A 21,572-nucleotide genomic window follows, 5' to 3' on the forward strand; every position below is an offset into this window, starting at 1 on the left:
TTCAAAACTAAAAAGAACTTGACGCTATAATCAAGTCCTGTTATTGATAGGAAGTATCATTCCAAGTATCGAGAGTAAATGTTTCAAAATCATGGGTTTCTAGAATGGTCAGGCTGGCATTTGCTAGACCACCATCTTTACGAAGAAGTGGTTCTTTATAGCCTAAAAGAGTACGAAGACTGGCAGTAAGATTGGCACCGTGACCGACAATTAGAATACGCTCAGCCGGACTATCTTTTAATGATTTGATAAATTGGATGGTCCGTTGCGTGGTGCTATAGAGGGATTCGGCTCCAAACATTTGAGTGTCAAATTGAGCAAGATTAGATCGAAAAGCTTTGATTTGTTGTGGGTAAATAGCTTCCAAGGTTGCAATTTTCAAACCTTCCAACTTCCCCAACTGCCATTCACGGAGATTAGGAACACTTTCTAAAGGACAGGGCGTTTTGAGTTGACTTTGGATAATCTCGGCAGATCTGACCGCTCGAGGTAAATCACTTGAATAAATCTGATCAAAAGGAATTTCCTTGAGATATTGGCCAAGTTGTTTTAGGGTTTTAATGGATTCAGGAAGAAGGGGAGAATCACCACTAGCACCTTGAAAACGGCCTTCTTGGTTCCAGACTGTACGACCGTGGCGAACAAAATAGAGTTTCATTACTTGATGTCCTCCAAGATATCTACAAAGTCAGCCTTTACAAAGCTAGCCAAGTCTTGGGGAGCAACGATAATGCTGTGTCCGACCTCGCCCGCAGAGACAATCATTTGATCCAAGTTTAGGGCGATTTTATCGATAAAAATGGGATAATTGTGTTTCTGACGAATTCCGACAGGATTATTAGCTCCATGAATGTAACCAGTTGTTTTTTCCAAGTCCTTTTGGGGAATCATGCTCACTTTTTTATTGCCAGAAATTTTGGCTAGTTTCTTTTCCGACAAGTGTTGAGTGATAGGGACAATTCCGATAATCGGTCCTGTCTTGTCTCCCAAAAGAGCCAAGGTTTTGAAAATCTGATCTCGTTCATAACCTTGAGGAAGCTCTCCTTCCAGGGCATTGATTTGAATCCCCTGATGTGGGATGCCTGCTTTAGACAGGATTTGTTCCACTAATGTTTTTTTGATTTTAACTTTTTTTGCCATTATTTATACTTATCCTCCAATTGGCTCATCCAAATACCAAGCCAGATTCCCAGCGCAAAGAAGAAGGCGATGATGACATAACCGACAAGTGAAAGGCCTGTGTATTGGATACTTTCAGCGTTTCCTGCATTTGGAATTAAGATCAAAAGGGTACTTGATAGGACGATACCGATGATGAAATGATAGACGCGTGAGTGATAGTTGTTTAAGGCATAATCCATCAATTTTGAAAAAATGATGAGAGTTGCACCTGCCCCGATTCCAATCGGGAAGAAGGTTCCCAAGAGGTCAAAGGTTTTAAAACCTGTCAGCATAGGAGCATAGAGTCCCAAAATCAAAAGTAGGTTTGATGGGCTGAGGCCAGGAACTAATACGCCAAGAGCCAGCAGTGCACCTGCTAGGACTAAGTTAAGAAAGCTGGCATTTAAGGTTCCAACGACAAAATTTAAGGCATAGAGTCCTAATCCAGAAATGATAAAGGTTGTCCAGAACCAAGCTAAATCAATCTTGTCTCGGTCAGATTCTCGAGTTGATTCTTTGAGGAGGCTAGGAACTGTACCAATGATGGCGCCCGCAAAGCTCCATAAGACAAAGACCTGATAATTTTCAAGCAGGTACTCAATCGGGTAGGAAAATAAGCCGATTCCCAGAAGCATACCGATGGCAACTGGAATAAAGTACAAAACATTTTCTTTAAAGTCTTTAAAGGGATGGGCCAGAAAACCAATCATTCGTTCATAAATTCCTAAGATTGCTGCTAGAACCCCTCCGGAAATTCCCGGTAGGATAAATCCAAGAGCAATTACAATCCCTTTAATAAGGCGTGCTAACCATGAGAGCATATTTTTCCTCCAACTATTTCTATTTCAAAAAATCCTTACTATATTGTATCACAATCAAACACAAAAAGAAAAAGCAAATGCTAAACAAATGCTTTTAAGGTTTTAAAAAGAGTTTTCTAAAGGTTTCTTCTTTGTTTTTTAAGGAAGAAATGACGTTGATATCTAAATCGTGGTCAAAGCCAGCAATTTTTCCTTTAGAAGTGTACTGGTGGATGTCGTAATCTAAGTCCGTATTAGGTTTGCTTTCGAAAAATCCAGTATTTGAACCGTATGAAGGAATCCAAACAGAGGTAAACTTGTCTGTATCAATACTGTGTTCTTCCATGAAGTAGACCCCAACGTAGATTCCGATGTTTTTAGCACCAAGTGATTCTAGCTTTGCTCGAAAGGCTTCAACACCCTCGTTCATATTGGACATGGTTTTTTCTTCCACGTCTAGCCAATAGTAACTAGGGCTGTATGGTGAAGAGGCGTTATAAAAAACTCCAGCGGCTTTTTCCATTTCTTGGACACTTTTTCCAGCTAAATAAGCATAGACCCCAACTGGGACATTTCGTTTTTGAAACTCCGTGATATGGGTTTTAAAGGCCTTATCTACCCCATTAACAAAGGCAGCATCGTTCTCTTTGGACGTTTGAGCGCCACTATGGACGCGAACAATAGCTCCAGAAATGTTTTGGGACAGAGTATCGTAATTAATTTCCTCAGGACGCTGCCAACCAGAAACATCAATTACCGGTTTATCTATATTGTGTAGCGCTTGTGTTTCTACTTGCGCGATATTTGACTTTGTTTTTACAGGATGGTCCTCAAAACGAGGGCGATTCAGGATTAAAATGAAAATCATAATCCCAAAAAAACCGAATAAAATAAGCGGATTAATTTTCTTTCTCATATCTCATAATTTTACCTTAAAAATGAAAAAAAATCAAAAAAAATACTCAAAAAATAGGTTAAGGAAAGGACTTTGGAGCATTTTCTCATTCAAGGGCGCGGAATGATTTGAAATATGGTATAATAAAAGGGAATTTCTAGAGAAAAGAGAAGATTATGTCAAATTATGCCATTATTTTAGCAGCGGGTAAAGGAACTCGCATGAAATCTGATTTGCCAAAAGTTTTGCACAGGGTTGCAGGTATTTCTATGTTGGAACATGTTTTCCGTAGTGTGGGAGCTATCCAACCTGAAAAGACAGTAACAGTTGTAGGACACAAGGCGGAATTGGTTGAGCAGGTCTTGGCTGGACAGACAGAATTTGTGACTCAATCTGAACAGTTAGGGACTGGCCATGCAGTTATGATGACAGAGCCAATTTTGGAAGGTTTGTCAGGTCACACCTTGGTCATTGCAGGGGATACTCCTTTAATCACAGGTGAAAGCTTGAAAAACTTGATTGATTTCCACATCAATCATAAGAATGTAGCGACTATCTTGACTGCTGAAACAGATAATCCTTTCGGCTATGGACGAATTGTTCGTAATGAGAATGCTGAGGTTCTTCGCATTGTGGAGCAGAAGGATGCTACAGATTTTGAAAAGCAAATCAAGGAAATCAACACTGGAACATATGTTTTTGACAACGAGCGTTTGTTTGAGGCTTTGAAAAATATCAATACCAACAACGCTCAAGGTGAATACTATATTACAGATGTCATTGGCATTTTCCGTGAAGCTGGTGAAAAAGTTGGCGCTTATACTTTGAAAGATTTTGATGAAAGTCTTGGGGTAAATGACCGTGTGGCTCTTGCGACTGCTGAGTCGGTTATGCGTCGTCGCATCAATCATTATCACATGGTCAACGGGGTCAGCTTTGTCAATCCAGAAGCAACTTATATTGATATTGACGTTGAGATTGCGCCTGAAGTTCAAATCGAAGCCAATGTTACCTTGAAGGGGCAAACGAAAATTGGTGCTGAGACTGTTTTGACAAATGGTACTTATGTAGTGGATAGCACTATCGGAGCAGGAGCTGTCATTACCAATTCTATGATTGAGGAAAGTAGTGTTGCAGACGGTGTGACAGTTGGTCCTTATGCCCACATTCGTCCAGGTTCAAGCCTAGCTACCCAAGTCCACATTGGGAACTTTGTTGAGGTGAAAGGCTCTTCAATCGGTGAGAATACTAAGGCTGGTCATTTGACTTATATCGGAAATTGTGAAGTGGGTAGCAAGGTTAATTTTGGTGCTGGAACCATTACAGTCAACTATGACGGCAAAAACAAATACAAAACAGTCATTGGTAACAATGTCTTTGTTGGTTCAAATTCAACCATTATTGCGCCAGTTGAGTTAGGTGACAATTCCCTCGTTGGTGCTGGTTCAACGATTACTAAAGACGTGCCAGCGGATGCTATTGCTATTGGTCGTGGTCGTCAGGTCAACAAAGACGAATATGCAACACGCCTTCCTCATCATCCTAAGAATCAGTAGGAGCCTATCATGGAATTTGAAGAAAAAACGCTTAGCCGAAAAGAAATCTATCAAGGACCAATATTTAAACTAGTCCAAGATCAGGTTGAATTACCAGAAGGTAAAGGAACTGCCCAACGGGATTTGATTTTCCACAATGGGGCTGTCTGTGTTTTAGCCGTAACGGATAAACAAAAACTCATCTTGGTCAAGCAGTATCGCAAAGCTATCGAGGCTGTCTCTTACGAAATTCCAGCCGGAAAGTTGGAAGTAGGAGAAAATGCAGATCCTGTCGCAGCAGCCCTTCGTGAATTAGAGGAAGAAACAACCTATACAGGAAAGTTAGAACTCTTGTACGATTTTTACTCAGCAATTGGCTTTTGTAATGAAAAATTAAAACTATACCGAGCAAGTGATTTGAAAAAGGTGGAAAATCCGCGTCCGCAGGATGAGGATGAAACCTTGGAAGTTCTTGAAGTAAGCTTAGAGGAAGCCAAGGAATTGATCCAATCAGGTCATATCTGTGATGCCAAGACAATTATGGCTGTTCAGTATTGGGAATTGCACAAAAAATAGAGGAGGTCAGTATGGGTAAACCTTTATTAACGGATGAAATGATTGAAAGAGCTAATAGAGGCGAAAAAATTTCGGGTCCCCCTTTGCTAGATGATGAGGAGACTAAGATTTTACCAACCTCTTCTTCCCGTTTTGGTTATGCCAATCCTAAGGATCATGGTTTTAGCCAGGAAACCTTGAAGATTCAGGTCGAACCGTCTATTCATAAAAGCCGTCGCATTGAAAATACCAAGAGAAATGTCTTCAATTCTAAGTTGAATAAAATCTTATTTGCTGTCATCTTTCTCTTGATTTTGCTTGTCTTAGCAATGAAACTTTTGTAATAGAAAAGGAATTGAAATGAAAATAGGAATTATTGCGGCTATGCCAGAAGAACTAGCGTATCTGGTCCAGCATCTAGAAAATGCCCAGAAGCAAGTTGTTTTAGACAATACCTATCACACAGGAACCATTGCCTCTCATGAAGTCGTTCTTGTAGAAAGTGGAATTGGTAAGGTCATGTCTGCTATGAGTGTGGCGGTTTTGGCTGATCATTTCCAAGTGGATGCTCTAATTAATACGGGATCAGCTGGGGCAGTAGCAGAAGGTATTGCTGTTGGAGATGTCGTGATTGCTGACAAATTAGCCTATCATGATGTGGATGTTACAGCTTTTGGCTATGCTTATGGACAAATGGCGCAACAACCACTTTATTTCGAATCGGATAAAACCTTTGTTGCCAAAATCCAAGAGAGTTTATCTCAATTGGACCAAAAATGGCATCTTGGATTGATTGCTACAGGAGATAGTTTTGTTGCAGGAAATGATAAGATAGAAGCGATTAAGTCTCATTTCCCAGATGTTTTGGCTGTTGAGATGGAGGGGGCAGCTATTGCTCAGGCAGCGCATGCCCTTAATCTTCCAGTCTTAGTCATCCGAGCTATGAGTGACAATGCCAACCATGAAGCAAACATCTCTTTTGATGAGTTTATTATCGAAGCTGGACGACGCTCTGCCCAAGTCCTATTAGCCTTTTTGAAGGCCTTAGATTAAGCGGAAATTTGACAGTTTTTCTAGCTTATGATAAGATTTAAGTAAAGAAAAGCTAGAAAACGTTTCAGAGGATATTATGAGTATTGAAATGACCGTCAGTGAGATTGCAGAGGTCTTAGGATTGTCTCGCCAAGCAATCAATAACCGTGTCAAAGAATTACCAGAAGAAGACACAGATAAAAATGACAAAGGGGTAACAGTCGTTACCAGAAGTGGCTTGATTAAGCTAGAAGAAATCTATAAAAAAACGATTTTTGAAGATGAGCCTGTCAGTGAAGATGTCAAGCAGCGTGAACTGATGGAGATTCTGGTTGATGAGAAGAATGCAGAAATTCTTCGTCTCTATGAACAATTAAAAGCCAAGGATCGTCAGTTATCAGAAAAAGACGAGCAGATGCGCATCAAAGACCGTCAGATTGCTGAGAAAGACAAACAACTCGATCAGCAGCAACAATTGACACTTCAAGCCATGAAGGATCAAGAAAATCTTAAGCTAGAGCTGGACCAAGCAAAAGAAGAAGTCCAATCCACTAAGAAAGGCTTTTTTGCTCGTTTATTTGGAGGATAATCAAGGAGCTGTTTAGGTTAAATGCTAACCTGATGGCTTCTTTTATTTCTAAATAGTATAGTTGCTCAAGTAATACTCAATGAAAATCAAAGAGCAAACTAGGAAGCTAGCCGCAGGCTGCTCAAAGCACTGCTTTGAGGTTGTAGATAAGACTGACGAAGTCAGCTCAAAACACTGATTTGAGGTTGTAGATAAGACTGACGAAGTCAGTAACATATACCTACGGCAAGGCGACGTTGACGTGGTTTGAAGAGATTTTCGAAGAGTATAAAATAACAGTATAGGAGAGGTAGAAAATGGAACGATTAGAAGATTACATTGCTTTTGACTTAGAATTTAATCAGCATGAAGGACAAACACACTTGATTCAAGTATCGGCAGTGCGTTTTAGAGATGGTCGGGAAATCGACGCCTATGATTCCTATGTCCATACTAGTGTGCCTCTAAAGAGTTTTATCAATGGATTGACAGGGATTACAGCTGAGACCTTAAAAGATGCTCCTCCAGTGGAGAAAGTTATCAAAGATTTCCAAGAGTTTGTGGGTTCTTTACCCATGGTTGGATACAATGCCGCTAAAAGTGATTTGCCTATTCTAGCAGAGCATGGTTTAGACTATAGCCAGCAGTACAAGGTAGATTTGTATGATGAAGCTTTTGAACGTCGCAGTTCGGATTTACATGGTATTGCCAATCTCAAATTGCAAACTGTTGCCTCATTTCTCGGATTTCAAGGACAGTCCCATAATAGTTTAGAGGATGCTCGGATGACGGCGCGTGTTTACGAGTTCTTCTTAGAGTCAGATCAAGCTAGAGAATTATTAGGGACAGAAAGAAGTCTTTCAAACAATCCTTTTGGAGGCTTGGACTTGTCTCAATTATTTGACTAGGAGTGCCTATGAAACCTGAAAAACCTAAAAATCTAGGTTTTAGGAAAATCTACTTTAATCTAGATAAAATTCTCTTTCTCTTTTTCTTGATATTCATGATGATTGAGTTTGTCTGGTTACCACTTAATTCTTGGATTGCTGGACTTTTACTCCGTCAGACAGGTTATCTCTTTCTTTCATACAACAATATTTTTGCCATTATAAAAGGGTCGCCATTTGTTAGTCTTGCTTTATTTGTTCTGGTAATTGTTAATTTACTGATCGCCTATTACCAGATAGGACTTCTCTTTATCGGAGCTCGACACCTCCTCTATCACGAAAGGAGGACCTTGCTGGAGTACAGTCGCAAGGTCTTTCGTCAAAGTTTCTTGTTTATGAGGCAAGTGACGATTTCCAAAATGGCCTTTATCTTCTTTTATGTCATGATGCTCTTTCCATTGATTCGAAAGATTTTAAAGATTTATTACCTCAATAAAATTGTCATTCCGGACTTTATCGTTGATTATGTGGAAGACAAGTATTGGCTAGTAGGTATAGTGGTTACTATTCTGGCTTTACTGCTATTTTACATTTCAGTGCGTTTCATGTTTGCCCTCCCTCAGCTTTTATTTGAGAAAAAAACAGTCAAAGAAGCGGTCAGATACAGTCTAGAGAAGACAAGAAAGCAATCCTGGTTTTATATCTGGAACTTGCTTTGGATTGTCGTCAAAACCTACCTATTTTTCATTCTTCTGTTGATTCCAATCCTAGCAAGTCAAGTGCTGATGGATGGTTTGACCCATAAGGAATCTCTTGTGCTGGGAATTATCAACTTTGTCTTGATTAAGAATTTCCACTACATAGCCTTGACTTATTTTCTCATTAAGTTTGTTTCCTTCCTAACAGGAGAAGAACTAGAGATCACACCAAGGAGAAAGAAAGATCACTGGATGAGATGGGGAGTGATGGGCTGTGCTTGTATCTTTTTCGCTCTTGAGGGTTATGTTTATTTGGAAGCTCCAGTTGCCAATAAACCTTTAATTATCTCTCACAGGGGAGTATCCAATAAGAATGGTGTGCAGAATACAGTTCAATCTTTAGAAAAGACAGCCCAACTAAGTCCAGACTTTGTTGAGACAGATGTTCAGGAAACGAAAGATGGCCAGTTTGTCATGATGCATGATGCCAATATCAAGAATCTGACAGGTGTTAATGCCAATCCACAGGATCTAACTTTGAAAGAATTAACCAAACTCGATATTTCTGAAAATGGCTATCATAGCAAGGTATCTAGTTTTGATGCTTATCTAAACAAAGCTAATGAATTGCATCAGAAACTTCTCATTGAAATTAAAACCAGTCGAAAAGATAGCCCAGATATGATGAAACGCTTTATGGAAAAATATGGAACAGTTCTTAAGCAGAATGGTCACCAAATGCAATCCTTAGACTATCATGTGATTGACCAGGTTCTAGCCTACGATTCTCAAATTCCAGTTTATTTCATTCTACCTTACAATAGTATCTTTCCAAGAACCAAGGCTACAGGTTATACTATGGAGTATTCAACTTTAGATGAAAATTTTGTCAACAAGCTTTGGAATACGGATCAGAAATTGTATGTTTGGACAATTAATAGTTCAGAGTCCTTTGATAAATCAGTTCATTTGGGAGCAGACGGCATGATAACAGATGACTTGGAAATGATTCAAGAGCAGGTTACCATTGCCCAAGAAGACCCAGAGTATACTGAATTGCTTTTCAAACAGGCAATGGAATTCTTTAATTTTTAGTAAGCAAAAAGAGGTTGAGCAAAAACTCACCTCTAAAATAGCAAAAAAACGAGCGATGTATCAGTTGGATATGCTCGTTTTATTATGCCATGGTTTATAATTGATACCCAATGAAAATCAAAGAGCAAACTAGGAAGCTAGCCGCAGGTTGCTCAAAGTACAACTTTGAGGTTGCAGATAAAACTGACGAAGTCAGTAACATACGTACGGTAAGGCGATGCTGACGTGGTTTGAAGAGATTTTCGAAGAGTACGAAATAAGAATAAAACAGGAAGTAATGCCTATGAAGTGGTTGAACTAGGTTATTTATGTCAGATGTAAAAGGGTTACTAACTTCTGCGTGAAGAAGGTTTTCGAATTTATGTCAAACAGAAAATGGATGTTTCCCTTTTTGGGGCAGATGAGAGAGTATTGTTGGCATGTGCAGAGTTTATGTTAGAAATAAATAAGCTGTCATAACATCGCTAGGATTCATCTTTATGAGTATGAATCTCACAAAATTGATCAAGAATCTAGCATCTAAAACATCAATTATACAAAAACACAGTCTCTCTTTGGCTTGATTGTGGTCAAGACAGAAGTTACTGCGCAGTTTTATTTTTGAGTTGATTTTTTCTTAGACCATGTGCTTACTGAGGATTGCTTTTATTTTCTGAAGTTGGCGTATTGGCCTGTTTTTCATTTTCAGTAGCAGGTTTACTTGGAGTAGGAGCAGGAGTAGAAGAATCCTGAGTTGATTTTTTCTGCTCTTCTTTTTTCTCTTCCTTGACGCTGGATTTTGGCGTTTCTTCTTGTTGTGTTTTTTCTTGAGTGGTGTGATTTTCCTTATTGGGACTAGTATTTTCCTTAGGGGATTCTTTTTGAATTTCTTTGACAATGGTTGTCGTCTGGCTTGTCGTAGGTTCTTTTTTAGTATTTTTGTTATTATCCAAGGCGTTCATGATAGTGATACTTGCGGTAATCAAGCCAAGGATACTAGCGATTGTAGCAACGGTTTTTTGAAAGACTGTAAAGCCTTTTTTGATGTGTTCTGTTTTTGGTTTTGAAGTTCTACGATAATTAGACATGCATTCTCTCCTTTGATTAAAACTTATTATACCGCATTTCTTTAAAAAAATCTTAAAAAAAGAGGAATTGCCCTTTCTTGTCGCAGACTCCGTTTCATGATACAATAGAAGAAGTGATTTTAGAAAGCGTGAGAAAACATGATTTACTTTGATAATTCGGCGACGACCAAGCCCTATCCAGAAGCCCTTGAAACCTATATGCAGGTGGCTTCAAAAATTTTAGGAAACCCATCTAGTCTCCATCGTTTGGGAGATCAGGCAACACGAATTTTAGATGCTTCCCGTCAGCAAATTGCAGATTTAATTGGCAAGAAAAGTGATGAAATCTTCTTTACTTCTGGTGGAACAGAAGGGGATAACTGGATTATCAAGGGTGTGGCCTTTGAAAAAGTCCAGTTTGGTAAGCACATCATCGTATCAGCCATTGAACATCCAGCAGTTAAGGAATCAGCCCTTTGGTTGAAAAATCAAGGGTTTGAGGTAGATTTTGCTCCAGTTGATGAGAAAGGATTTGTGGATGTTGAAGCGCTAGCAGATTTGATTCGACCAGATACAACCCTCGTTTCCATCATGGCAGTTAACAATGAAATTGGCTCTGTTCAGCCCATTGAGGCTATTTCAGAACTATTGGCAGACAAGCCAACTATTTCCTTCCATGTTGATGCGGTTCAGGCTCTTGCCAAGATTCCGACTGAAAAGTATCTGACAGAACGAGTGGATTTTGCGACTTTCTCTGGTCACAAGTTCCACGGAGTTCGTGGTGTTGGTTTTGTCTATATCAAGTCTGGTAAGAAAATTACGCCACTGTTGACTGGTGGTGGTCAGGAGCGCGATTATCGTTCGACAACTGAAAATGTGGCAGGGATTGCTGCGACAGCCAAGGCTCTCCGCTTGTCTATGGAAAAGCTAGATATCTTTACTAGCAAGACTGGGCAGATGAAGGCAGTGATTCGTCAAGCACTTCTGGACTATCCAGATATTTTTGTCTTTTCAGATGAGGAAGACTTTGCCCCTCATATCCTGACTTTTGGAATCAAGGGTGTTCGTGGTGAAGTCATTGTTCACGCCTTTGAAGACTATGATATTTTTATTTCTACGACCTCTGCTTGTTCGTCCAAGGCTGGGAAACCTGCAGGAACTCTTATTGCTATGGGAGTGGATAAAGATAAGGCCCAGTCAGCTGTGCGTCTAAGCCTAGACCTTGAAAATGATATGAGTCAGGTCGAGCAGTTTTTGACCAAGTTAAAATTAATTTACAACCAAACTAGAAAAGTAAGATAGGAGCATTCATGCAGTATTCAGAAATTATGATTCGCTATGGAGAACTGTCAACTAAGGGTAAAAACCGTATGCGTTTCATCAATAAACTTCGCAATAATATTTCAGACGTTTTGTCTATCTATCCCCAAGTTAAGGTAACGGCAGATCGTGACCGTGCCCACGCTTACCTCAATGGAGCAGATTACACAGCAGTAGCAGAATCGCTCAAACAAGTTTTTGGAATTCAAAACTTTTCCCCTGTTTATAAGGTTGAAAAATCTGTAGAAGTTCTGAAGTCTGCTGTCCAAGAGATTATGCAGGACATCTACAAGGAAGGCATGACCTTTAAGATTTCTAGCAAGCGTAGCGACCACAACTTTGAGTTGGATAGTCGTGAACTCAACCAAACACTTGGAGGGGCTGTATTTGAAGCTATTCCAAATGTGCAAGCTCAAATGAAAAGTCCTGATATCAATCTCCAAGTGGAGATTCGAGAAGAGGCAGCATACCTTTCTTATGAAACTATTCGTGGGGCTGGTGGTTTGCCAGTTGGAACTTCAGGTAAAGGGATGCTTATGTTGTCAGGAGGGATTGACTCACCTGTAGCAGGTTATCTTGCTTTGAAACGTGGAGTGGATATTGAGGCTGTTCACTTTGCTAGTCCACCTTACACCAGTCCTGGTGCTCTTAAAAAAGCCCAAGATTTGACCCGTAAATTAACCAAGTTTGGTGGAAATATCCAGTTTATCGAAGTTCCTTTTACAGAGATTCAAGAGGAAATCAAGGCCAAAGCGCCAGAAGCCTATCTCATGACCTTGACGCGTCGTTTTATGATGCGGATTACCGACCGTATTCGTGAGGTACGAAATGGTTTGGTTATTATCAATGGGGAAAGTCTTGGTCAAGTAGCCAGTCAAACTCTTGAAAGTATGCAGGCTATTAACGCTGTGACCAACACTCCCATCATCCGTCCAGTTGTGACAATGGATAAGTTGGAAATCATTGACATTGCTCAGGCAATAGATACCTTTGACATTTCAATCCAGCCGTTTGAAGACTGTTGTACGATTTTTGCACCTGACCGTCCTAAGACTAATCCTAAGATTAAGAATGCAGAGCAGTATGAAGCACGTATGGATGTTGAAGGTTTAGTTGAGCGAGCAGTGGCTGGAATCATGATTACTGAGATCACACCGCAGGTTGAAAAAGATGAAGTGGATGACTTGATTGACAATCTGCTCTAATCAGAAAATCCAGAAGAATTTAGAAAAATAAATGAAAAAGTTAGTTTTTAATCCAAAAATGGAAGAAAAACTGACTTTTTTTCTTAAACTGTGATATAATAAGAATAAATTTTGAATATAGAGAGTTTTCTGACAATGAATCAATCCTACTTTTATTTAAAAATGAAAGAACACAAACTCAAGGTTCCTTATACAGGTAAGGAACGCCGTGTGCGTGTTCTTCTTCCTAAAGATTATGAGAAAGACACGGATCGTTCCTATCCTGTTGTATACTTTCATGACGGGCAAAATGTTTTTTATAGCAAGGAGTCTTTCATTGGTCATTCATGGAAGATTATTCCAGCTATTAAGCGTAATCCTGATATCAGTCGCATGATTGTCGTTGCTATTGATAATGATGGTATGGGGCGGATGAATGAGTATGCGGCTTGGAAGTTCCAAGAATCTCCTATTCCAGGGCAGCAATTTGGCGGCAAGGGTGTGGAGTATGCCGAGTTTGTCATGGAGGTGGTCAAGCCTTTTATCGATGAAACTTATCGTACAAAAGCAGACCGCCAGCATACAGCCATGATTGGTTCCTCATTAGGAGGGAATATTACCCAGTTTATCGGTTTGGAATACCAAGACCAAATTGGTTGCTTGGGCGTCTTTTCATCTGCCAACTGGCTCCACCAAGAAGCCTTTAATCGCCATATTGAACGCAAGAAACTATCGCCTGACCAGCATATCTTTATCTATGTTGGAACAGAAGAAGCAGATGATACGGACAAGACCCTGATGGCTGGTAATATCAAACAAGCCTATATCGATTCGTCTCTTCGCTATTACCATGATTTGATAGCAGGTGGGGTACACTTAGATAATCTTTTCTTGAAAGTTCAGTCTGGTGCCATCCATAGTGAAATCCCTTGGTCAGAAAATTTACCAGACTGTCTGAGATTTTTTGCAGAGAAATGGTAAGTTAAGAAAGGAGACAGCCAATGCATATTGAAAACCTTAGCCACTGGAGTGGCAATCTTAACCGTGAAATGTACCTTAACCGTTATGGGCATGCTGGGATTCCAGTTGTGGTCTTTGCTTCATCAGGTGGCAGTCACAATGAATACTATGATTTTGGCATGATTGAGGCATGTGCTTCTTTTATCGAGGAAGGCCGTGCTCAGTTCTTTACCCTATCCAGTGTAGACAGTGAGAGCTGGTTGGCCACTTGGAAAAATGGGCACGACCAAGCAGAGATGCATCGTGCCTACGAGCGCTATGTGATTGAGGAGGCCATTCCTTTTATCAAGCATAAGACAGGTTGGTTTGATGGAATGATGACGACAGGTTGCTCGATGGGCGCCTACCATGCAGTCAACTTTTTTCTCCAACATCCAGATGTCTTTACCAAGGTGATAGCTCTCAGTGGCGTTTACGACGCACGTTTCTTTGTCGGCGATTACTACAATGACGATGCTATTTACCAAAACTCGCCAGTAGATTATATCTGGAACCAGAACGACGGCTGGTTTATTGACCGTTATCGTCAGGCAGAGATTGTGCTTTGTACGGGTCTCGGTGCCTGGGAACAAGATGGCTTGCCATCTTTCTACAAGCTCAAAGAAGCCTTTGACCAGAAACAAATTCCAGCCTGGTTTGCTGAATGGGGACACGATGTCGCCCATGACTGGGAATGGTGGCGCAAACAAATGCCTTATTTCCTTGGAAATCTCTATTTATAAAAGGAGTTATCTATGAATTACCTTGTTATTTCTCCCTACTATCCACAAAACTTTCAACAGTTTACCATAGAACTAGCCAATAAAGGCATCACGGTCTTGGGAATTGGTCAAGAACCATACGAGCAATTGGATGAGCCATTGCGTAATAGTCTAACCGAATATTTTCGTGTGGACAATCTTGAAAATATATATGAAGTCAAGAGAGCAGTTGCTTTCCTTTTCTATAAACATGGTCCAATTGATCGCATCGAATCCCACAATGAATATTGGCTAGAGTTGGACGCAAGTCTTCGTGAGCAATTCAATGTTTTTGGTGCCAAACCAGAGGATCTCAAAAAGACGAAATTTAAGTCTGAAATGAAGAAGCTTTTCAAAAAAGCAGGTGTCCCTGTGGTCCCTGGAGCTATTATCAAGACGGAAGCAGATGTTGATCAAGCAGTGAACGAAATCGGTCTTCCAATGATTGCCAAACCTGATAATGGAGTGGGAGCAGCCGCAACCTTTAAGCTTGAGACAGAAGACGATATCAATCACTTCAAGACTGAGTGGGACCATTCGACTGTTTATTTCTTTGAGAAATTTGTCACCTCTAGCGAAATTTGTACCTTTGATGGTCTTGTGGACAAGGATGGTAAAATTGTCTTCTCAACAACCTTTGATTACGCCTATACACCGCTGGATCTCATGATTTACAAGATGGACAATTCCTACTATGTTCTTAAGGATATGGAACCCAAATTACGTAAATATGGTGAGGCAATTGTCAAAGAATTTGGTATGAAAGAACGTTTCTTCCATATCGAATTCTTCCGCGAAGGAGACGATTATATTGCCATTGAGTACAACAACCGCCCTGCAGGTGGTTTCACCATTGATGTTTATAACTTTGCCCATTCCTTGGACCTCTATCGTGGCTATGCTGCTATTGTAGCAGGAGAAGAGTTCCCAGTGTCAGAGTTTGAACCGCAGTATTGTTTGGCTACTTCTCGCCGTGCAAATGCTCACTATGTTTATTCAGAAGAGGATTTGCTTGACAAATATAGCCAGCAGTTCAAGGTTAAAAAAATCATGCCAGCGGCCTTTGCGGAACTTCAAGGAGATTACCTGTATATGTTGACAACTCCGAGTCGACAAGAAATGGATCAGATGATTAAGGACTTTGGTCAGCGTCAGGCTTGAGAGACTATCGGATTAAGGAAATTCACTCCCTTAGTCCTTTTGTTTTTTATAAGAAACACAGCGGATTGAAACAAGAGTAGGACAATTTTTGAGGTGCTTTTTGATATGAGCCCAGGTTTTCTCAATAAGATTTTACTCAGGTGAGTGGGGAGAAATAAGAAATAAAGCTACTTTTCTGGGGCTTATTCATAGTAGGTGTGATTCTTTTTTTCGAGTGTAGCCCATAGCTTTGAGAGCATAGTGGATAGTATAGTAGATTGAAATAAGATGTGAACAAAGTGATTGAGAAAGTCAATTTTTTCTAGAAATGTTTTAGCAACCGTAATGTACTACTCTAGATTCAATACGCTATAGTTGGATGACAGTCAAATTCAGAAGCTATTTCAGTCAAATAAGCGTCTGGATTGTCGGTAAGATAGTTTTTAAGTCTGTCTCTATCAACTTTTCTTGGTTTTGTTCCTTTTACTTGATGGTTTAGATCACCTATTTTCTCTTTTAGATAATGGTATTACGTGAGATTTGGAAAACGTGTGATGCTTCCGTTATACTACCTGTTCGCTTACAATAGGCAAGAACTTTTTTTACGTAAATCTATTGAATATGGCATAAGATGACTGCACCACATTGTGTACTATCTTTAGTTCATTTTATTATATCTCTGTCGAAACAGGTTACTAATATTAATGTACGGGCTCTATGTATGTCAAAAATAAGTTCAGTTATTGAATAGATTTTACTAAACGAGATAGAAGAATAATTTGAGTTCTTTATGAATCTCTATATAGAATTCATTACGACAGATACATTAGATTCTTTTTATTGAAGAAATTTTCTGAAAATTACAAAATATACTTGCTATTTTAGAAAAAAAGTGTAGAATATAAGAAATAGGTTTTTAGAATAAGGAGTGGAATATGACAGTAACGATTGATTGGGAGAACCTTGGTTTCTCCTATATGAAATTACCTTATCGCTATATTGCTCATTTTAAAAATGGACAATGGGATCAAGGAGAGCTCACAGAGGATGCAACTTTGCATATTTCAGAGTCTTCTCCAAGTCTTCACTATGGTCAACAAGCCTTTGAAGGTTTGAAAGCTTACCGTACTAAGGATGGTAGTGTTCAACTTTTCCGTCCTGATGAAAATGCTAAACGTCTGCAACGGACATGTGACCGTCTCTTGATGCCACAAGTTCCGACAGACATGTTTGTAGAAGCTTGTAAGGCAGTTGTCCGCGCAAATGAAGAATACGTACCACCATATGGAACAGGTGGAACCCTTTATCTTCGTCCACTTTTGATTGGTGTTGGAGATATTATCGGGGTTAAACCAGCAGAAGAATACATTTTCACCATCTTTGCTATGCCAGTTGGAAATTACTTTAAGGGTGGATTGGTTCCAACCAACTTCTTGATTCAGGATGAATACGACCGTGCCGCTCCAAATGGTACAGGTGCGGCTAAGGTTGGTGGGAACTATGCTGCCAGTCTCTTGCCAGGGAAATTGGCGAAATCACGTCATTTCTCAGATGTTATCTATCTAGACCCATCAACTCATACAAAGATTGAAGAAGTCGGTTCAGCTAACTTCTTTGGAATTACAGCTGATAATGAATTTGTAACACCATTGAGTCCTTCTATCTTGCCATCTATTACTAAGTATTCTTTGCTTTATTTGGCAGAACACCGCTTGGGCTTGACTCCTATTGAGGGAGATGTCCCAATTGATAACCTTGACCATTTTGTAGAGGCAGGTGCCTGTGGTACAGCAGCAGTTATTTCACCAATTGGTGGAATTCAGCACGGAGATGATTTCCATGTATTCTATAGTGAAACAGAAGTTGGTCCTGTGACTCGTAAACTCTATGATGAATTGACAGGTATTCAGTTTGGTGATATTGAAGCGCCAGAAGGTTGGATTGTAAAAGTAGATTAAAACAAACAAAAGGAGATTTTTGATGAAATCGAAAAAGTGGCTCTTAACAGCAGGAGTGGTCCTGAGCACAACAGCTCTTTTAGTGGCTTGTGGAAAAGCTGATAAAGAAGCAGATGCACCGACAACATTTTCATATGTCTATGCAGTAGATCCAGCATCTTTGGACTATAGTATAGCGACTCGTACATCTACAACAGATGTCATCGGGAACGTGGTTGATGGCTTGATGGAAAACGACCAGTACGGAAATGTTATTCCTTCCTTGGCTGAAGATTGGTCTGTGTCAAAAGATGGGTTGACTTATACTTACAAACTTCGTAAAGGAGTTAAATGGTACACTTCTGAAGGTGAAGAATATGCAGAAGTAACGGCCCATGACTTTGTAACAGGACTAAAACACGTAGCTGACGGTAAGTCAGACGGTGTCTCTCTCATCCAAAATTCAATCAAGGGTTTGGATGCCTACATGACTGGTGAGACCAATGATTTCTCTACAGTTGGTGTTAAGGCCTTGGATGATTATACAGTTGAATATACCCTAAACAAACCAGAAAGTTTCTGGAATTCTAAAGTTACAACAGCGACGATGTTGCCTGTAAATGAAGAGTTTTTGAAGGCATCAGGTAAAGATTATGGAGCAGTTACTCCAGCAGGAATTCTTTACAATGGTCCTTATATCTTGAAGACCTTGACTTCTAAATCGTTAATCGAATACGAGAAAAATCCAAACTACTGGGATAAAGAAAAGGTAAAAATAGAGAAAATCAAATTGACCTACTACGATGGTTCTGATCAGGAATCCTTGATTCGTAGCTTCTCTTCAGGTGCATATACGACAGCCCGTCTCTTCCCAAGTAGCTCAAACTTTGCTTCAACTTTGGAACAATACGGAGATAAAATCACTTATAGCCCACAGGACTCAAGTAGCTATTACTTCACCTTTAACGTAAATCGTCAGTCATATAATAAAACTGCGAAAACAAGTGAAGAACAAAAGACTTCTACAAAAGAAGCTATGCTTAATAAGGACTTCCGTCAGGCTATCAACTTTGCCTTCAACCGCCATTCTTATGCTGCCCAGCTAAATGGTGAAGACGGTGCGGATAAGATTATTCGTAACAGCCTTGTTCCTGACAACTTTGTGCAAGCAGGTGGTAAAAACTTTGGTCAAATCGCTCAAGCAGAGTTGGTGAACTATGGTGACCAATGGAAAGGCGTTGAGTTAGTGGATGGTAAGGATTCTATCTACAACCCTGACAAGGCTAAAGCAGCCTTTGAAAAAGCTAAGAAAGACCTGGAATCTAAAGGGGTAAGCTTCCCAATTCACTTGGATGTTCCAGTTGAACAAACTGATACCATCGCCGTTCAACAAAGCAACTCTTTCAAACAGTCAATCGAATCAACTCTTGGTGCTGAAAATGTTGTCATCGACGTTCTTCAAATGACAGATAATGAAAAGGAAACAATCACTTCACAAGCGCGTGTTCCTTCTCAAAAAGATTATGATTTGAACAGTACAGGATGGGCTCCAAGCTATCAAGACCCAGCCTCTTACTTGAATATCATGGATCCTAAATCAGGTTCTGCTATGAAACACCTTGGTATTACTAAGGGGAAAGATAAGGATGTTGTAGCTAAACTTGGTTTGGATCAGTATAAGAAATTATTGGATGATGCCGATTCAGAAACTACGAATCTTGAAGAGCGCTATGAAAAATATGCCAAGGCTCAAGCTTGGTTGACAGATAGTTCATTATTGATGCCAACAGCTTCATCTGGTGGTTCTCCAGTTGTAAGTAATGTAGTGCCATTCTCAAAACCGTACTCACAAGTTGGTATTAAGGGCGACCCATATATCTTTAAAGGAATGAAATTGCAAAAAGATATTGTTACAACAAAAGAATATGAAGAAGCACTGAAAAAATGGCAAAAAGAAAAATTGGAATCAAATGGTAAGTACCAAAAAGAACTAGAAAAACATATTAAATAAAGCAGAAAACTCTATATCAGACAAGCCTGGTATAGAGTTTTTTCTTGCTAGTTTTAGGATTTTCTTGTAAAATAGAAAAAGTGAAGAGAGGTATGAAATGAGCAAGAAAGATAAAAAAATTGAAATTCAAGTAGCAGATGCTAAAGTTAATGTTGGTAAAGACAGTTTTGAAGGTTATACATTGACTATCGGCAAAAAAGTTATCGGAGAAATTGCCGAATTAGACGGACAATTTGCCATCATAAAGAATGGGAATGTCGATAGTTTTTATAAAAAATTGGAAAAAGCTGTGGAAATTTTGATTGAAAATTATAATTTAGCAAAATAAGTCTTGTTTTTTTGAAATTTTCATGATATAATAGTCCATGTTGATTGTAGGAGAGATAGCGAAGAGGCTAAACGCGGCGGACTGTAAATCCGCTCCTTCGGGTTCGGGGGTTCGAATCCCTCTCTCTCCATTTCATCAATGGGGTATAGCCAAGCGGTAAGGCAAGGGACTTTGACTCCCTCATGCGTTGGTTCGAATCCAGCTACCCCAGTTCTTAGGTAATAATCAAGATAAAAAGCAAAATATCTTAGGGTATTTTATTTTTATAATTGAAAGACGTGAACGATATGAACATGTCCTTGCGGGTGCTTAGGAAAAAAATTATAAGTATGTCAAGTTTAAGAAAAACTTGATTGTTGGAGGATTTTTTAGATGAACGAATTTGAAGATTTGCTAAATAGCGTTAGCCAAGTTGAGACTGGTGATGTTGTTAGTGCTGAAGTATTGACAGTTGATGCGACTCAAGCTAACGTTGCAATCTCTGGAACTGGTGTTGAAGGTGTCTTGACTCTTCGCGAATTGACAAACGATCGCGATGCAGATATCAATGACTTTGTTAAAGTAGGAGAAGTATTGGATGTTCTTGTACTTCGTCAAGTAGTTGGTAAAGATACTGATACAGTTACATACCTTGTATCTAAAAAACGCCTTGAAGCTCGCAAAGCATGGGACAAACTTGTTGGTCGTGAAGAAGAAGTTGTTACTGTTAAAGGAACTCGTGCCGTTAAAGGTGGACTTTCAGTAGAATTTGAAGGTGTTCGTGGATTTATCCCAGCTTCAATGTTGGATACTCGTTTCGTACGTAACACTGAGCGTTTTGTAGGTCAAGAATTTGATGCTAAAATCAAAGAAGTTGATGCTAAAGAAAACCGCTTCATCCTTTCACGTCGTGAAGTTGTTGAAGCAGCTACAGCAGCAGCTCGCGCTGAAGTATTCGGTAAATTGGCTGTTGGTGATGTTGTAACTGGTAAAGTTGCCCGTATCACAAGTTTTGGTGCTTTCATCGACCTTGGTGGTGTTGACGGATTGGTTCACTTGACTGAATTATCACATGAACGTAACGTTTCACCAAAATCAGTTGTAACTGTTGGTGAAGAAATTGAAGTGAAAATCCTTGATCTTAACGAAGAAGAAGGACGTGTATCACTTTCACTTAAAGCAACAACACCTGGACCATGGGATGGCGTTGAGCAAAAATTGGCTAAAGGTGATGTAGTAGAAGGAACAGTTAAACGTTTGACTGACTTCGGTGCATTTGTTGAAGTATTGCCAGGTATCGATGGACTTGTTCACGTATCACAAATTTCACACAAACGTATTGAAAATCCAAAAGAAGCTCTTAAAGTTGGTCAAGAAGTTAAAGTTAAAGTTCTTGAAGTTAACGCAGATGCAGAGCGCGTATCACTTTCTATCAAAGCTCTTGAAGAGCGTCCAGCTCAAGAAGAAGGACAAAAAGAAGAAAAACGTGCTGCTCGTCCACGTCGTCCAAAACGTCAAGAAAAACGTGATTTCGAACTTCCAGAAACACAAACAGGATTCTCAATGGCTGACTTGTTCGGTGATATCGAACTTTAATCAAATTGAAAATTCATAAAATCCTTTGTTTTCTAAACAAGGGAT

21 protein-coding genes, 2 tRNA genes and 2 pseudogenes are annotated in these 21,572 nt (G+C 39.6%); 19 read left to right on the forward strand and 6 right to left on the reverse strand.

All coding sequences use genetic code 11. The features are described 5' to 3' along the window. Positions 1-40 precede the first annotated feature (40 nt). From QS39_RS06475 to QS39_RS06490, 4 genes are all read right to left on the reverse strand, one after another. Positions 41-658: a histidine phosphatase family protein gene (locus QS39_RS06475; RefSeq protein ID WP_077804986.1), complete on the reverse strand. Its 618-nt coding sequence runs from the start codon at positions 656-658 to the stop codon at positions 41-43. Beyond that, on the reverse strand, positions 658-1,140 hold the full coding sequence (locus QS39_RS06480; protein WP_077804987.1) for an aminoacyl-tRNA deacylase: 483 nt from the start codon (positions 1,138-1,140) through the stop codon (positions 658-660). The genes QS39_RS06475 and QS39_RS06480 overlap by 1 nt, the downstream gene beginning before the upstream one ends. Then, positions 1,140-1,982 carry a DUF368 domain-containing protein gene (locus tag QS39_RS06485; protein ID WP_077804988.1) on the reverse strand — a complete coding sequence of 281 codons (843 nt, stop codon included), beginning with the start codon at positions 1,980-1,982 and terminating at the stop codon, positions 1,140-1,142. The genes QS39_RS06480 and QS39_RS06485 overlap by 1 nt, the downstream gene beginning before the upstream one ends. 94 nt (positions 1,983-2,076) lie before the next feature. After that, positions 2,077-2,877, reverse strand: coding sequence for a glycoside hydrolase family 25 protein (locus QS39_RS06490; RefSeq protein ID WP_077804989.1), 801 nt, complete (start codon positions 2,875-2,877; stop codon positions 2,077-2,079). 155 nt (positions 2,878-3,032) lie between these two features. Between QS39_RS06490 and glmU the strand changes: the two genes are divergently transcribed. From glmU to QS39_RS11345, 8 genes and pseudogenes are all read left to right on the forward strand, one after another. Then, on the forward strand, positions 3,033-4,412 hold the full coding sequence (gene glmU, locus QS39_RS06495; RefSeq protein WP_077804990.1) for a bifunctional UDP-N-acetylglucosamine diphosphorylase/glucosamine-1-phosphate N-acetyltransferase GlmU: 1,380 nt from the start codon (positions 3,033-3,035) through the stop codon (positions 4,410-4,412). 9 nt (positions 4,413-4,421) lie between these two features. Further along, the gene (locus QS39_RS06500; protein WP_049510239.1) at positions 4,422-4,967 is read left to right on the forward strand and encodes an NUDIX hydrolase; all 546 of its coding nucleotides are present in this window, start codon (positions 4,422-4,424) and stop codon (positions 4,965-4,967) included. A gap of 11 nt (positions 4,968-4,978) precedes the next feature. Next, positions 4,979-5,290 (forward strand): cell wall synthase accessory phosphoprotein MacP, encoded by a 312-nt coding sequence (macP, locus tag QS39_RS06505; RefSeq protein ID WP_000517861.1) that lies wholly within the window; start codon positions 4,979-4,981, stop codon positions 5,288-5,290. 16 nt (positions 5,291-5,306) lie between these two features. Continuing rightward, positions 5,307-5,999, forward strand: a complete 693-nt coding sequence (locus QS39_RS06510; RefSeq protein ID WP_077804991.1) for a 5'-methylthioadenosine/adenosylhomocysteine nucleosidase — start codon at positions 5,307-5,309, stop codon at positions 5,997-5,999. A gap of 76 nt (positions 6,000-6,075) precedes the next feature. Beyond that, positions 6,076-6,567, forward strand: coding sequence for a chromosome segregation protein RocS (gene rocS / locus QS39_RS06515; protein WP_000021242.1), 492 nt, complete (start codon positions 6,076-6,078; stop codon positions 6,565-6,567). A 296-nt stretch (positions 6,568-6,863) separates the two neighbouring features. Continuing rightward, complete coding sequence (locus QS39_RS06520; RefSeq protein ID WP_077804992.1) at positions 6,864-7,454, forward strand: 3'-5' exonuclease; 591 nt, start codon at positions 6,864-6,866, stop codon at positions 7,452-7,454. An 8-nt stretch (positions 7,455-7,462) separates the two neighbouring features. Continuing rightward, the gene (locus QS39_RS06525) at positions 7,463-9,226 is read left to right on the forward strand and encodes a glycerophosphoryl diester phosphodiesterase membrane domain-containing protein (RefSeq protein ID WP_142761248.1); all 1,764 of its coding nucleotides are present in this window, start codon (positions 7,463-7,465) and stop codon (positions 9,224-9,226) included. 342 nt (positions 9,227-9,568) lie between these two features. Further along, a pseudogene (locus QS39_RS11345) lies at positions 9,569-9,830 on the forward strand (IS5/IS1182 family transposase); the annotation flags it as partial. Positions 9,831-9,855: 25 nt separating this feature from the next. Here QS39_RS11345 and QS39_RS06535 read toward each other — a convergent pair. Next, positions 9,856-10,293, reverse strand: a complete 438-nt coding sequence (locus QS39_RS06535; RefSeq protein WP_077804993.1) for a DUF6556 family protein — start codon at positions 10,291-10,293, stop codon at positions 9,856-9,858. 138 nt (positions 10,294-10,431) lie between these two features. Here QS39_RS06535 and QS39_RS06540 point away from each other — a divergent pair, with 138 nt between their 5' ends. The 5 genes from QS39_RS06540 to QS39_RS06560 all read left to right on the forward strand — a co-directional run bounded on the left by QS39_RS06540 (position 10,432) and on the right by QS39_RS06560 (position 15,697). After that, the gene (locus QS39_RS06540) at positions 10,432-11,574 is read left to right on the forward strand and encodes a cysteine desulfurase family protein (protein WP_077804994.1); all 1,143 of its coding nucleotides are present in this window, start codon (positions 10,432-10,434) and stop codon (positions 11,572-11,574) included. An 8-nt stretch (positions 11,575-11,582) separates the two neighbouring features. Further along, positions 11,583-12,797 (forward strand): tRNA uracil 4-sulfurtransferase ThiI, encoded by a 1,215-nt coding sequence (thiI, locus tag QS39_RS06545; RefSeq protein WP_077804995.1) that lies wholly within the window; start codon positions 11,583-11,585, stop codon positions 12,795-12,797. A 135-nt stretch (positions 12,798-12,932) separates the two neighbouring features. Next, positions 12,933-13,757, forward strand: coding sequence for an alpha/beta hydrolase (locus QS39_RS06550; protein ID WP_077804996.1), 825 nt, complete (start codon positions 12,933-12,935; stop codon positions 13,755-13,757). A gap of 20 nt (positions 13,758-13,777) precedes the next feature. Next, entirely contained in the window at positions 13,778-14,518 is a 741-nt protein-coding gene (locus tag QS39_RS06555; protein ID WP_077804997.1) for an esterase family protein, read from the forward strand. Between the two features lie 12 nt (positions 14,519-14,530). Further along, entirely contained in the window at positions 14,531-15,697 is a 1,167-nt protein-coding gene (locus tag QS39_RS06560) for an ATP-grasp domain-containing protein (protein WP_077804998.1), read from the forward strand. Positions 15,698-16,049: 352 nt separating this feature from the next. Here the strand turns inward: QS39_RS06560 and QS39_RS06565 are convergent. Beyond that, positions 16,050-16,304: pseudogene (locus tag QS39_RS06565) on the reverse strand (IS630 transposase-related protein); the annotation flags it as partial. A gap of 307 nt (positions 16,305-16,611) precedes the next feature. Here QS39_RS06565 and QS39_RS06570 point away from each other — a divergent pair. The 6 genes from QS39_RS06570 to rpsA all read left to right on the forward strand — a co-directional run bounded on the left by QS39_RS06570 (position 16,612) and on the right by rpsA (position 21,527). Then, positions 16,612-17,634: a branched-chain amino acid aminotransferase gene (locus QS39_RS06570; protein WP_077804999.1), complete on the forward strand. Its 1,023-nt coding sequence runs from the start codon at positions 16,612-16,614 to the stop codon at positions 17,632-17,634. A 22-nt stretch (positions 17,635-17,656) separates the two neighbouring features. Beyond that, on the forward strand, positions 17,657-19,624 hold the full coding sequence (locus QS39_RS06575; RefSeq protein ID WP_077805000.1) for a peptide ABC transporter substrate-binding protein: 1,968 nt from the start codon (positions 17,657-17,659) through the stop codon (positions 19,622-19,624). A gap of 97 nt (positions 19,625-19,721) precedes the next feature. Beyond that, positions 19,722-19,952, forward strand: a complete 231-nt coding sequence (locus QS39_RS06580; protein WP_000037113.1) for a DUF2969 domain-containing protein — start codon at positions 19,722-19,724, stop codon at positions 19,950-19,952. Positions 19,953-20,001: 49 nt separating this feature from the next. Next, positions 20,002-20,082, forward strand: a tRNA-Tyr gene (locus QS39_RS06585). A 9-nt stretch (positions 20,083-20,091) separates the two neighbouring features. Next, positions 20,092-20,163: transfer RNA gene (locus tag QS39_RS06590), tRNA-Gln, on the forward strand. Between the two features lie 161 nt (positions 20,164-20,324). After that, positions 20,325-21,527: a 30S ribosomal protein S1 gene (rpsA, locus tag QS39_RS06595; RefSeq protein ID WP_001001630.1), complete on the forward strand. Its 1,203-nt coding sequence runs from the start codon at positions 20,325-20,327 to the stop codon at positions 21,525-21,527. Positions 21,528-21,572 lie beyond the last annotated feature (45 nt).

This window comes from Streptococcus mitis, assembly GCF_002005545.1.
GTDB classification, from domain to species: Bacteria; Bacillota; Bacilli; order Lactobacillales; family Streptococcaceae; genus Streptococcus; species Streptococcus mitis_I.